Genomic DNA, 12,654 nt, shown 5'->3' on the forward strand with positions numbered 1-12,654 from the left:
ATAAAAATCACCTTGGCTTGAATATAATTCAATTATTTCTGATGCTAATTTAGCTATATCTTGCGGATTCTTTTAGATGTAATAATTCATTAAAAGCTTCTTTTGCATAAGATATATGAGTAGTTTTTTTAAAATATTCTAAAGCTTTTACATAATTTCCGCTCTTAAATTCAATCGTCCCAAGTTTTATATTTGCCTCTTCAGAACCAAGGTTAGCAGCGTTTTCATACAATCCTATTGAGTCTTTAGATAGTTTTGTTGAGCCATTAGGTGTACAGATTTGTGCTTGTTGACAATAAATTTTTGCTAATTGATGTTTATATAAGTTTTCGTTTTTATAACTATCATTAATAGATTTGTGAGTTTCTTTTAGTAATTTTTCTAATAAATTATAAATAGGTAGCGCTTGATCAGGTAACACAGGCTGATGTAAAAGCTTATCATATATTACTTTATCGAGATTTTGAGATATTTCTGTAATAGATTTAGATGCGGTAATATACTTCCAAAGAGATTTAGTTTTTTGCTTGTTGACTGAGCCTATTAGTTTTTCTAAATTACTAATGCTATTATTTATAGTTATACCTAATATATTATTAAAATTCTTAAAGCTCTTTGTTAAAAATAATTTAATTTTATCTAAATTTTCAACATCAGTGCTAGAATTGTTAATATGCTGTAAAAAGTTTTTTAAGTTATATATATATATTATTGATTGCTTTTAAGTCTAAAACATCGTTATTTTTGATATCTTCATAAAATTTTTCAATAGTCTCATTTAATTTGTTATAAAATGAATCTTTATCTTTGCATATTGTATGCTTAAATGATTCTAATAACTTTTCTTTTATATTATATGTCCCGAGGTAAATAAATCGTTAAACCATTTTGCAGAATTAAGTGTAACCAAATTTTCTTTTTCGGAAAATTTGATGTTAGATTAATATTTAAGGTAATTTAGAAGATTCTCTAATTTATTTTCTGATTTCGGTGTTTCTAAAAGCTGATTTAATTTTTTAATGGTTTCTAAGAAATTGCCTATAGTTTTGGCATTGTCTTCTAACTGTTTATAGTAATTTACTATATCTATTAATTGTTTCAATTTGTCTGTTTTAGGCAAAACATCTGCAAAACTTAAATTATTTTCTATATATGTTTTAAGCTCATTGATACTAATTGGTACTTCTTTATTAATTACATTTATAGAATTTAAAATATATGTTAAATTTTCGCCGTCGATTGTTATTTTATTATATTCATCTAGAATGATATAATTATCATCTCTAATATTTAATAGCTTTGTATAGTCTTTTGCTTGCTCGCTAGCTTGAAATAAAAATAGAATCTTTTATTTTATTAATGATACTCTTTTGTTCATCGCTAAAATTACCGAGTTTTATAGTGTCATCAATAATTTTAGATATATGAGTATGATTATTGCTTGCTTGGGCTATCACTACTATAGATAAATTACCTTCATTTATATCCATATAATTTAGTAAATTGTTCAAATATACCGACAAGTTTTTCTAGATTGGCTTTGACAAGGGAAGAGTTAGAGTTTTTGGTTTCAATATTTTTTATTGCTAATATAAATTTAGTAGGAGTTGTACTTAGAATTTTTTGTAGGAAAAATTTGTCAATAGTAGATTCGGAGGATGAATTAGCAGCATCCAAATAAGAACTGTTATATGTTAAATATTTTTCGTTTTTTATATAAAAACTATCTAAAATATTTGAACTTGTGGTTAGACTTTTTTTGAGCATTCCCAATCTCCATACTCATTACTTTCTAATATTAATTCACCGTCTTTAAGAAAATTAGCTATGAGCTTTAAATCTTCTTTCTCTTGCCCTAATATAATTATAGCTTTATTACTCCTATCAATAATAGATTCATATTTCTCACTATCTTTATTAATTAAGTCGATAAAATTTTTATCCTTTACATATTGGATATAAAATGTTCCATTTCTGCTTCCTTTATTTCTTCTTTTTTCAACATCATTATATCCCTCATATTTTCTGCTTTATTGTGTTCAATATTATTTGTTAGTTCAAACGAATTTTGATTTAGGAGTGTTTGTATCGGTTGAGTTGCATTGTTGTTGTCATTTAGTATTTGAAATAGTACTATCTACTATTTCCGTATGTTCTTGTTTTTTAAATTTATCATTTAAACGTTTTACATAAACGGTATTATTGTACATAATTAATCCGTTTCTTAGTTGTTTTTTTATTTAATAATCTTAACTCAAAAAATTTCAATTTAGTTAATAAATTAATTAATTAATTTTAACTAAAAATATCACAATTTAGATATTACGATATTTAATATACTGAAAGATGATTTTTATTGCATATATGATAAGAATAAGTTTTATTATAAATAAATATTAATAATTACTTAGGTTATGAGAAATAATAAAAACCAAATGTATATTATAAAAATTTTTATAGCCCTAGCTATAATATTTTTATGTTTATTATATTCTTCATTAACTCCGTCTAAGCTTAAGATTGGTGCGAAAACTAGTAATATGGACGATTCGCCTAAAATTAAGTTTACTCTTATAGATCAAGAAGGAAAGAAATTTGATAGTACCCATTTGCAAGGTCATTTAAGTTTGATTTATTTTGGTACTACCTATTCCTTATATGACAATCAAACACTAAAAAGAGTAGAAGATATTATTAAGATTTTGAAGAAAGAGAATATTTTAGTACAAGTAGTTTTTATTACTCTAGATTCTGAGCATGATACAAGTGAAGTATTAAAAAAATATTTAGAAAAAATAGATGATAATTTTATAGGTTTAACAGGGAGAGTCCAAGATATTGAACAATTAGCAGATCAATTTAAGGTCTTCTATACATCCAAAATATTTGATGTAAAAACAAACAAATATGAATTACAACATTCTAATTTTGTGTATTTAATTAGCAGTCAGGGAAAACTTTTAAAGCATTATTACTTAGGCTTACCGAAAAATGGTTAACAGATAATCTCTAAGCATTTCCTATTTGTGATGAGAAATGTATTTCATCAATGCCTAAGTGTTTTAATGCATTATGCCATTTACTTTCAGGATTATCGGCAAAAATAAATTCTTTATTACAATCCATAACCAGCCATAGATTTGTCTCTAATTCTTCTTCAAGCTGCCCTGGTTTCCATGCTGTATAACCGACAATGAATAAGCTATTTTTAGGTCCTTTACCGAAAGCTATATCTTCTGAAATTTCTAAATTAGAGCTTACTGCTAAATCATTATGGAAATCCAATAACAAATTTTTATTATAATCGCTAGAATGAAGAAAAAACCCTTTTTCATGTTCTACGGGTCCGCCAAGATATATAGGAACCATAACCGGGGTTGTTATTTCGTCATTTTTTATTTTAAAAAACGATTTTAAATCTATATGATTTACTAAGCGGTTAAATATTAATCCTATTGCTCCTTCTTCCGTGTGTGATAACATATAAATTAAGGATTTATGGTAAATGCCTTTTGTAATTACATGCGGTGTAGCAACTAGTGTTTTACCGGATAAGTTATGAAAAATTTTATCGCCCATAAATTAAACTTTAATTATATAATATATAAGATTTAAATCCAATTATTCAATAGAAGTTAACAATAATGATCACATTTTTTGATATTACTATTTTTGCTATTATTACTCTTTTCTCATTTTGCGGCTTATATCAAGGCATAATCGGGTTTGCAACTAGAATACTCGGTTTTATTACTTCTATAATGTTAGGATATTTTTTATATCCATATATTTCTGACCTAATCGGGAAATATATGGATAATGAGGTTATAAGAATAATTATTGCCAGTGTTATATCTTATGTTATTGCTTTAATTTTATGTGTTTTTATAGTTTATAAATTTCTTGCTATAAGTTCATTTATGAGAAACGGTTGTATTGACAGATTCTTAGGGCTATTAGCAGGATTTGCCGTAGGTACTACTATCTCGTTAGTACTATTTTTTATAACAATGATCTTTACTTCTGAAAACTATTTTAAAAGTAAATCTTTAAAAGATTTTGTAGTAAGTAGCAAACAGAGCAAATATGGAGGAGTACTGAAAGTTGCCGTTACCACTGATTATTTAGATGAATTAAGTAAAAATATTATAGTTATAATTCCAAACGAGACTTTAAAATCTATTGAAATATTTGAAAATAAAGACCTAAATAATTTCAAAAACTCTCTTAAGAAATCGAATGATTCTAACGATGATGAGGATGTATTTTCTCGAGAATTACAAGATGAGCTTTCTAATATAGATGATGAATAGGATGTGATTTTGACGTCATTGCGAGGAAATTACGACATTGTTGTGCGGATCGCAAAACGCACTCGGTGTCATCCCGTGGTCAAACCACGGGATGACAACGGAAAACTGATCCACGCGGGCAATGCCTGCTCGCAATGACGATTACCTACCAAACAAACACCATAACCCCTACCTTTCATTAAACCAGCCTATTTCCCTTAAATTTCATAAATCACGCCATCGTAAATAATTAATAAATACTAACTAATAGTAAATTTATTAATTAATTATTGTGCGTCGTAAATAAATAGTATATAACGACCGATAAGTTAAGTGGTAAAATCATTAAAAGCAATAAGTTATAGGGGAAATTATAACTAATAAGAACAAAATTTTTTTTAATAAACTTTTACTAGCAACCAGTAGTATCGGGCTGCTTGCAAGTATGGGAGGCTTTGCGGCGGATATTATTCCGGCGGGAAATCCATCTTCTAATATAGGTACGATGAATGATTGAAGATATAATCACAACCATTATCTTCCACAAGATAATGACAATATTATTATCGTAGAAAATAACCATATGGTTAATTTTGCCCAAAATATTAAAAATATTAATGATATTAATCTTTATGGTTTTAATGGGGTATTTACTATTATTGAAGGCAATCCAACTACAAGAGTTAGTATTAACAATATAACTAACGTTGACAATCTGCAAACTCAAAGGGCAGTTCAAAATGCTTTAGGAGCACCTCTTGCATATGGTGCCAATAATAATGCAAAAGCACAGCTAAAGCTTATAAGCGGTAATGGAACAGGTTCTGAGCTAACCATTACCGGTAATGATATTAGTGCCGTTGAATCTATTGAGTTTGTATTTGAAGAAAAAGTTGATAGGAAACATCGCAACGGCAGTGTAATAGATACAGGGAATTTAGAGTTTATAAGTTTTGGGAAGGTAAGGGTTAATAAAGGTTTTACCGGTAATATTACTACTACTAAAACTATGAGAGGAGAGGTAACTTTCGTAAAGATTCCTGATATTCATGAAATCGGCTCACAAACCAAACAAGTTTCTAAAGTGATGTTTGAAGGTAATCATGAACACAAATTGCATAATGATATTCATTCTAGACAAACTAATTTTGATTCGGGAACTTATAATATTCGCACGCAGGACATTACAATTAACGGTAATGCTAACGTTAATGGCTCGACATTCGATCTTAGACGTAACGTAATTCTTACCGGTGATGTAGTACTTGAAGGTAATATTACTATAAATGTTTTAGGAGAAAGCGGTATAGTTTTTCAAAATCTCCCTACGGCATTCGGTACAAGTATTGTGATTAATATTAATAGGGTTCACACGGCGAATGATGTAGCCGCCCTATCAATTTTGAGGATGAGTAATGGAGATGGATTTGTTCCTAATGGATATACTTATAATGCAGCAAACCGGTACAGGTGTGAATAATATGTATGTCGCTGGTAAGTCCGGTAACTTAACTACAGGGATTGCAGGCATAAAATTAACCGCTCCTAAGAGATTATCAAACGATACTCAAATAGTACCGGGACTACATGCTTCTGTAGAAAATAGCTTTAGCAATAAGCAACCTAAGGTGAAAGCTAGATTTATTTGGGCAGATAATTACTTTGAGAACACTACAAATAGCAGCACACCGAAAGTCGGCTATAATGTAGGTGCAAGTTTACTTACCGCTCATAAGAATATTGAGCTATTTGCAACGTATAACTGTAATTTACGCAGCAGATATACTAGCCACCAAAGGTTCATGAAGTTAAAGATATTGTTCTAAAAATATCATTCCTGTGCGGGATACCAAATCGTCATTGCGAGCAGCCGTAGGCTGCGTGGCAATCTCATGAAATAATAACAAACTCCTGAGATTGCTTTGTCAAATTACTTTGTAATTTTCCTTGCAATGACGAAAAAACAATATCCACGCAGCAATGCCTCATCGCCTTGTGAATTTCTTGCTCTTTTTGAAGTTAATCTTCGTCTACCATTCTTCATTTCACATCAGTATACTCATAATTCCCTAACCGGTTTTAGTACTAACTTTTTGTTACTAAAGATATTGATTTTAGAAAAGAAATTACTTTTTGGCTTTTTAAAATCACGTTGATAATTTTCACCGGTGATAGCATTATAGCTAGTAATTAAAGAAGGTATAACCTCGTTATAATATATTTTATAAAGGTCATGCATAGTTTCTTTGGTAGTTAAATATCCCCATTTTACGGTTTGTTGTGGTACTCTTGCTAAGGCTTCAATGCAGGCTATCGCTTCTTCAATTTCAGGGTTTTTATTTTTATACACGTCAGCTGCCGGTGATAAATTAGCTTGCATATCTTTAAACATAGCATCAATCATTAATGCCATATATTCATCGGTTTTAAATTTTCTTACAAATATTAGATTATTCCTACTGCTATAATTTAAAAGCCGAAATTTATATATAAAAATCATGAATTTTATAGCATAAACTTTTAAGCCGCTAACTTTATTTGCATTATAAAATTTAAGTTTCGTTTCATAATCTAATTGCTTTTTCATACCTGCTTTAAGGAGCTTACTCAGCAAATTATGACAATGTATTATGTCATTTTTTCTAGCAATCCGTACTTTATCGGTAGCTTTAGTACCGGAAAAATTAGCTGAATGGCGAGTTATTTGCCTGCCTTTATCATCTCTCTTTATATCGGCAAAATGCCCAAGCTCTTGGGCTGCGATAATCTGAAGTCTTGCTGCCGCAGCAAAGCCGTTGCCGTAAGTCGGATGATCTTTATTGTTTTCAGCAAAAGGATTACCGCCGCATGAAACAAAAATAGCTACGTCCTTGCCGTTAGTGCTTTGCATACCGCTATTACCGCCTACTCGTTGCCAGCTAACCATATCCATCATATCGCCGATATTATGTGAGTAGGTAAGAAATACTTCCGTCTTATTAAGAAGAAGCCACCTTATTACGATCGGATGAGCCGACTGAACAAAAATACGTGCTAGCATTTCGGTTACTTCTTTCTTAACCGGCTGTAGCTTTTGTATTTGCTTTTTTAAATTATCGAAAATTGATTTTATTTTTTGATCTGAAGCGGAATTTCTGTATAAATTTTGAAAAAGCTTGGTAGTTTCAGGGATTAAATGCGGGCTTGTTAGCTCTTCTTGACTAACCATTAAGCTTATATTAAGAGCAGGTTCGGTAAACCTTGCAAAATTGCAGCAATCATCGGTATCTATTCGTAATTTACCGGACTTAATTAATTGCATAGCCAAATGCTCATACTCTATTTCCATGTCCTGCTTATAAATAGCAGGAACATGGTCAAGAATGTGATATATGCTAGTCATTTTAAAAATTTAGTGGTTATTTTCTACATTACTTGTTGGTAGTACATCATCATTTTCGTCTATATTTAAAGGTATGAGCTCTAAGTTAAATACAAGCTCAGGTTCATTAGGTACGTGCTTCGGTTTAGGTTCTTCTTCAAATATGAGGTTTACAACAACATCTACCTTAGGGAATACTGTATCAAAGCAATCTTTAAAAAATTTATCTGACGATTTTAACTTTATTGCATCTAATGCTTTTTGTCTACCATCTTTATTTTAATACATATGTTGATTGCCTCTCTCCTAAAAAATAAATGAGGATAATCATCGAAAATTTTTGTAATTAGCTCTGGCTGTTGCTCGCTAAAATATTTGAGACATACCTTATTACCATATCTAAATATTTTATATGCTAAGAATAAGACAAAACAACCTTGTTCTTCTTAAGTAAATTTATCAGCAAAATATTTTTGATTAAGAAAATCTTCAACTCCTCTTCTGATGCCGGTTGAAGAAATCGCTATTTTTTTTAAAGTGGTTTTGAGCAATCGACCGAAAAGCAAGATATCTTTATACTTCGCAGCTGTCCGCTTTTTGTTTTCTCAGTTATTATTTCAGATTCAGGTACTTGCTTTTCCATTTGCCATAAATCGTACTCTACATTGCCGGGAGTAGTTTTCTTTATATCATCCCATGATGTGCTTAATCCTTCTTTTGTAGTAGTTAAAATTTGATTTAACAACGATTTAGAACTCTTTTAATATATCCTCTGCATGATGATACATATAACTAATCAAATAAATAGTATCTTGAAACGCTAATTTTTCCATAGAATTACTATTCATTTCTTTGATATTATTTGGTATCATAACGAAAAAATTTATTGTGCATTGGCAATTTAGTCGTAAAGAAATTACTGAAATCTGTCTCATTATTTTTTTGATTTCTACACTCCTTAAATTAGCAAAAAGTAAAGCTAATCTCTGTAGATCTTGTCCTACAGGGGTTATATCAGATTGTTTATTAATCATTTTACAAAATTTAGTAAGTACATCTACTAGTTTTTTTTCTTCCTTAGAGTTAAACATATTATCACCGGCATCATGCAGAACTGCTATTAGAGCAGTGGCAATAGAATTAAAAAAATCGGACGCTGCTATGTCGCCAAGATAACAAACCCATTTTATAAGAGAAGAGGCACTCACACGTTAAATACCCTACATCAGGAACTACTAGGCCGTTACTTACAGCACTAGCAGCAATACATACATTGTTGTAAAGCCATATTAAAACATTTATAATATTCTTCTAATTTAGGGTTAATGACTTTCAATTCTTTAATTTGGTTGTTTATATCTGCAGTATACCCAACATTTGCAGATTGTAACATTTTTTTATGTCTGCAATTGCTTGCGTATGTCGGGCTATATCGTGGTCATGTTTAGCTATTATGCTTATTAATGCATTTAATGTTTGACTCACTTCTATTATATCATGCGAATCTTTTTTATTAAACGAAGTTAATTGACTACTATCTCTCGATAACATCGGTGAATTATTAGTTTTATTAAGTTCTGGAGTTATTTGACTGAGCATTTCCTGAAATTCTTCCTCATTCTCTGGACAAGATATATATATTTGTTAAGTACAGTACCAGCTTCGCTTAATTTGCCTGCTTTATAAAAAGCTTTTCCTAATAAAACATCAGTATCTTTAGGTTTAGATGTATATAGAGCTGTTTGTCGTAATGAAGCTACTGCCTTAAGGTAAAGGTCTGTTTGTTCAACATTATTATAATACTCTCCCCAATACAAGTAAGTGATGCCTTCATAATAATAGATATGTAGAAAACCTTTATATTGTTTAATTTAAGGTAAATATATTAATTGCTTCTTTATATTCATTTTTACTTAAAAGTTCTCTTCCTTTAGAGATTAATTGGTTTACGATCTCTTTCATATTCTAATCTATTATTAGTTAATTGTTTAAATCATATTATGGCCGCCGTTGATAGCAATAGTCTCACCTGTGATAAATCCGGCATTTTCATCAACTAAAAATGCCACGGCTCTAGCTATTTCTTCCGGCTGTCCTAGTCTTTTTTTGGGGATATTATTAACGATTTTAACAAGCACGTCTTCGGGTACTGCTCCTACCATTTCGGTTGCAATATACCCTGGAGCTATACAGTTAATGGTGATATTTTTAGAAGCAGTTTCACGAGCAAGGGCCTTAGTAAAGCCGATAATTCCAGCTTTAGCAGCAGAGTAATTAGTCTGCCCAACCTGCCTTGCTTGAGCATTAATTGAACTGATATTTATTATACGACTGTAATCTTGGTTTCGCATCTGCTCCATTACGCTACTAGACATATTAAAGCAAGAATTGAGATTAACGTTAATCACATCATTCCAATCTTGATGACTCATTCTATGTAGCATTTTATCTTTGGTAATACGGCATTATTTACAAGAATACTTACCGGTTTTTTAAACTCCTCTTCAATTTCCTTTACTGCTTTTCTACATTCTTCAATATCTGCAATATTCCAGCGTTTGGTTTTTATACCGTATTTTTCTTCTATTTCTTTAGCAGTGTCGTAATTGCTGAAAAAATTAGCAACTACCGTAAGACCCTTATTTTTTAATTCTAAAGCGGTAGCTTTACCTATTCCTCTAGTACCGCCTGTTACAATTGCAAGTTCTGACATTATTTCTCCATACTATATTTTGACTTTATATTAAATTTAACCGGTGGGGTTATACTTAGTTTAAGCTGTGATACCGATTTAGTTAACGGTTTAACAACTTTCCTATCACTGCGTATTGCGATAGATTCTCTAGGGTGATTTTTTTCATATTCTGCATCTATCTTTTATCCATCTTTTTTTTGTCTGCAATTTTATTAGTTTGTGCCATTATAGCAGCAAGTGTTTCTTTTCTAATTTTTGGAATGACTCTTTTATTTTCTTTTTTAGTGCCGTAACAACCTATTGTTGCACCGCCTGCATAAATACTACCTGCTTGCTGAAGTAATATGACAGTTTTTAAGTAATTGTTTATCGATGTCTGTTTCTTTTTATACCGGTATATTTTGATACTGCTTGAGATATTTTATTATGTTCATTAAGCCCTTCTCTATCTTTACCGCTGCTGGCACACATTGTGCATATTTCTTCCTGAGGCAATTTTATTAAACTAGTGGTTTTAGTTCCTTGTGTATTTTGTCTTATTTTCGCTGTTAAATTACTTAAGGCATCTGATATATTTAGATTAATATTTTCTTTATCAAAAGATATAAAAGGAAGTTTTGTCTCGAAGGATACTCTAAAAGGAATATCTGCTTGTTCAATATTTTTTCTTAATGTTACAGCTTTTTTTAATATTTCTTTTTCCTGATCCGTTAAATTTGCATTGTTAATTGTTTCTGCTGCATTTCCTTTAGGTGTATTTATCCTAAAAAAAATGTTCAAATTTGCTTCTCGGTTTAATATGTGCTTTTAATTCATCAATTCCTTTTTCAGTCGGTAAATTTTTTGCTATTTTGTTTAAAGTATCACTCACTCCTGCAAAGTTATTTGTTACTCCTATAAGCCTAAATAAATTAAGAGGAGTATTAGTATTTTTCCCACCGACATTTTTTCCATAGATTTTTTTGTCTGATCAACAATTGTGGGATTATTGCCAGCTCCTATAGGACCTGAGTTTAATGTATTAGTATGAAGAGTAACGCCGTCTTCAAGCCATTCTTGAGCTTGGCGTGCATTTAAGTCGGTAATTTTTTGTCTAGAATCTATATCATTTGAAATTGAGGCTAATGTACCTGCATGTTTAGATGTAAGCAATGTTTCAAAATTTTTACCGTCTTTGTCGGTTATTGCCCCAATTTTCTCAAAGGCGTTTTTCATGCCAACAATTTGTCGTAACTGGGTTGGGATAACATGTCTACCGTTTTAATTTGTATCAATATACTGATCAACAAGCTTCCTCTCGCATTCAGGCATTACATTATACCAGTTTTTACCGTCTCTATTTTGATATTCTTGCTTTTGTTCTTCTGTCAAGCCTTTAAAAGCTACTTCCGCTTCGACTACAATATGCTCTTTTCCCTCATCATTGATGACTTTGGACAAAGTTACTATATTACAATGCTCATCATTGAAATTTTGAAAATCTTTAGCAACATTTAATTTTTTATGAGCATTTTTAATACCATTTTTTCCTAGCAATTCAGCAACACTGTCAATTTCAGCTTGCCTATTTTTTGAGATGTTTTCTTGTGATTTTTCCATATTCAAAGCATTAAAACTATTAATAAATTTTACTGCTTCTTTATTTAATTTCAGCACAATCTCAGGTTTATTGTTGCCCTTTGCTATGTTTATCGCTCCTCTGATAGCATTTAAATATTGCATTTCAAAAGCTTTAGTGCCTAAAACAATTTTTTCATTGGGATTGTTACGACCATCACGTATTAATATTGGAGTTTCACCGTTTTTCCCTTCAATTTTAGTAAGCTTTATACCAGTTTTCTCATGACGTAACATTGCTAAACCCTGTAATGCCTCGGTAAAGCTGCCTTTTTCAACAGCTTCTTCAATTTTCGCTCTATTTGTTTCTAAAGTAACGCCTACTCCGGGTGTGGTTAAAAATTCTTTTGTATGATTTAATAAAAACTCCTTATCGTTATCAAATTGTTTTTTTAATGATGAAAGCATTATAATATTCTATATGTAGTTGTGCATCTCTTGTTATTTTAATTAAAAATTATTATATAAAAATAGTCTAAAAATATTTAACTTTATTAATTAAAATATATTATTTATATGAATTTTGATAAATTTACTGCACATGCTAAATCAGCGATAGCTAGTAGCCAATCACTTGCTGCTAAAAATGATCATCAGCAAATATTACCTTTGCATTTATTAGCTAGTCTTTTAAGTGAAGAAACAGGTATAATTCAAACCCTTATTAATAATACCGGCGGTAATATAAA

General features: G+C 30.4%; 16 protein-coding genes and 3 pseudogenes. 5 read left to right on the plus strand and 14 right to left on the minus strand.

Annotated elements, in window-relative coordinates; all coding sequences use genetic code 11:
• Positions 1-49: 49 nt before the first annotated feature.
• The 4 genes and pseudogenes from TENJIKU01_RS02470 to TENJIKU01_RS02480 form a co-directional block, all read right to left on the minus strand.
• Entirely contained in the window at positions 50-421 is a 372-nt protein-coding gene (locus TENJIKU01_RS02470; protein WP_064429082.1) for a hypothetical protein, read from the minus strand.
• Between the two features lie 426 nt (positions 422-847).
• Positions 848-1,120 (minus strand): annotated as a pseudogene (locus TENJIKU01_RS10585) (hypothetical protein).
• A 202-nt stretch (positions 1,121-1,322) separates the two neighbouring features.
• A complete protein-coding gene (locus tag TENJIKU01_RS08830) occupies positions 1,323-1,490 on the minus strand; it encodes a hypothetical protein (RefSeq protein ID WP_172795021.1) in 168 nt (55 codons plus the stop codon).
• Positions 1,477-1,767 (minus strand): hypothetical protein, encoded by a 291-nt coding sequence (locus TENJIKU01_RS02480; RefSeq protein ID WP_227779873.1) that lies wholly within the window; start codon positions 1,765-1,767, stop codon positions 1,477-1,479. Before TENJIKU01_RS02480 ends, TENJIKU01_RS08830 begins: the two co-directional genes overlap by 14 nt.
• A 647-nt stretch (positions 1,768-2,414) precedes the next feature.
• Between TENJIKU01_RS02480 and TENJIKU01_RS02485 the strand changes: the two genes are divergently transcribed.
• The gene (locus TENJIKU01_RS02485) at positions 2,415-2,999 is read left to right on the plus strand and encodes an SCO family protein (RefSeq protein WP_064429083.1); all 585 of its coding nucleotides are present in this window, start codon (positions 2,415-2,417) and stop codon (positions 2,997-2,999) included.
• A 10-nt stretch (positions 3,000-3,009) separates the two neighbouring features.
• Here the strand turns inward: TENJIKU01_RS02485 and TENJIKU01_RS02490 are convergent, their stop codons facing one another.
• Entirely contained in the window at positions 3,010-3,579 is a 570-nt protein-coding gene (locus tag TENJIKU01_RS02490) for a YqgE/AlgH family protein (RefSeq protein WP_010976730.1), read from the minus strand.
• 65 nt (positions 3,580-3,644) lie between these two features.
• Between TENJIKU01_RS02490 and TENJIKU01_RS02495 the strand changes: the two genes are divergently transcribed.
• From TENJIKU01_RS02495 to TENJIKU01_RS02505, 3 genes are all read left to right on the plus strand, one after another.
• Positions 3,645-4,313: a CvpA family protein gene (locus TENJIKU01_RS02495; RefSeq protein ID WP_064429084.1), complete on the plus strand. Its 669-nt coding sequence runs from the start codon at positions 3,645-3,647 to the stop codon at positions 4,311-4,313.
• 562 nt (positions 4,314-4,875) lie between these two features.
• Positions 4,876-5,772, plus strand: a complete 897-nt coding sequence (locus tag TENJIKU01_RS02500) for a hypothetical protein (protein WP_064429085.1) — start codon at positions 4,876-4,878, stop codon at positions 5,770-5,772.
• Complete coding sequence (locus tag TENJIKU01_RS02505) at positions 5,729-6,118, plus strand: autotransporter domain-containing protein (protein WP_172795023.1); 390 nt, start codon at positions 5,729-5,731, stop codon at positions 6,116-6,118. The genes TENJIKU01_RS02500 and TENJIKU01_RS02505 overlap by 44 nt, the downstream gene beginning before the upstream one ends.
• Before the next feature lie 233 nt (positions 6,119-6,351).
• On the opposite strand, the gene TENJIKU01_RS02510 is transcribed toward TENJIKU01_RS02505, so the two are convergent.
• The 9 genes and pseudogenes from TENJIKU01_RS02510 to TENJIKU01_RS09540 all read right to left on the minus strand — a co-directional run bounded on the left by TENJIKU01_RS02510 (position 6,352) and on the right by TENJIKU01_RS09540 (position 12,373).
• The gene (locus TENJIKU01_RS02510; protein ID WP_064429086.1) at positions 6,352-7,674 is read right to left on the minus strand and encodes a DUF2748 family protein; all 1,323 of its coding nucleotides are present in this window, start codon (positions 7,672-7,674) and stop codon (positions 6,352-6,354) included.
• Positions 7,675-7,683: 9 nt separating this feature from the next.
• Positions 7,684-8,205, minus strand: a pseudogene (locus tag TENJIKU01_RS07295) (hypothetical protein).
• Positions 8,206-8,402: 197 nt separating this feature from the next.
• Positions 8,403-8,861: a hypothetical protein gene (locus tag TENJIKU01_RS02525; RefSeq protein ID WP_227779875.1), complete on the minus strand. Its 459-nt coding sequence runs from the start codon at positions 8,859-8,861 to the stop codon at positions 8,403-8,405.
• Positions 8,862-9,006: 145 nt separating this feature from the next.
• Positions 9,007-9,204, minus strand: a complete 198-nt coding sequence (locus TENJIKU01_RS02530) for a hypothetical protein (protein WP_064429094.1) — start codon at positions 9,202-9,204, stop codon at positions 9,007-9,009.
• Between the two features lie 32 nt (positions 9,205-9,236).
• Positions 9,237-9,470, minus strand: a complete 234-nt coding sequence (locus tag TENJIKU01_RS10590; protein WP_064429088.1) for a hypothetical protein — start codon at positions 9,468-9,470, stop codon at positions 9,237-9,239.
• Positions 9,471-9,641: 171 nt separating this feature from the next.
• Positions 9,642-10,366 (minus strand): annotated as a pseudogene (locus TENJIKU01_RS08285) (SDR family oxidoreductase).
• A 348-nt stretch (positions 10,367-10,714) separates the two neighbouring features.
• Positions 10,715-11,128, minus strand: coding sequence for a hypothetical protein (locus tag TENJIKU01_RS09530; protein WP_227779877.1), 414 nt, complete (start codon positions 11,126-11,128; stop codon positions 10,715-10,717).
• 114 nt (positions 11,129-11,242) lie between these two features.
• Positions 11,243-11,563 (minus strand): hypothetical protein, encoded by a 321-nt coding sequence (locus TENJIKU01_RS09535; RefSeq protein ID WP_082894478.1) that lies wholly within the window; start codon positions 11,561-11,563, stop codon positions 11,243-11,245.
• 45 nt (positions 11,564-11,608) lie between these two features.
• On the minus strand, positions 11,609-12,373 hold the full coding sequence (locus tag TENJIKU01_RS09540; protein WP_227779878.1) for a hypothetical protein: 765 nt from the start codon (positions 12,371-12,373) through the stop codon (positions 11,609-11,611).
• 108 nt (positions 12,374-12,481) lie between these two features.
• On the opposite strand from TENJIKU01_RS09540, the gene TENJIKU01_RS07320 reads away from it, so the two are divergent.
• Positions 12,482-12,654: Clp protease N-terminal domain-containing protein (locus TENJIKU01_RS07320; protein ID WP_153019856.1), on the plus strand; the 173-nt coding region annotated here is incomplete at its 3' end.

This window comes from Rickettsia sp. Tenjiku01 (genome assembly GCF_001653015.1).
GTDB classification, from domain to species: domain Bacteria; phylum Pseudomonadota; class Alphaproteobacteria; order Rickettsiales; family Rickettsiaceae; genus Rickettsia; species Rickettsia rickettsii.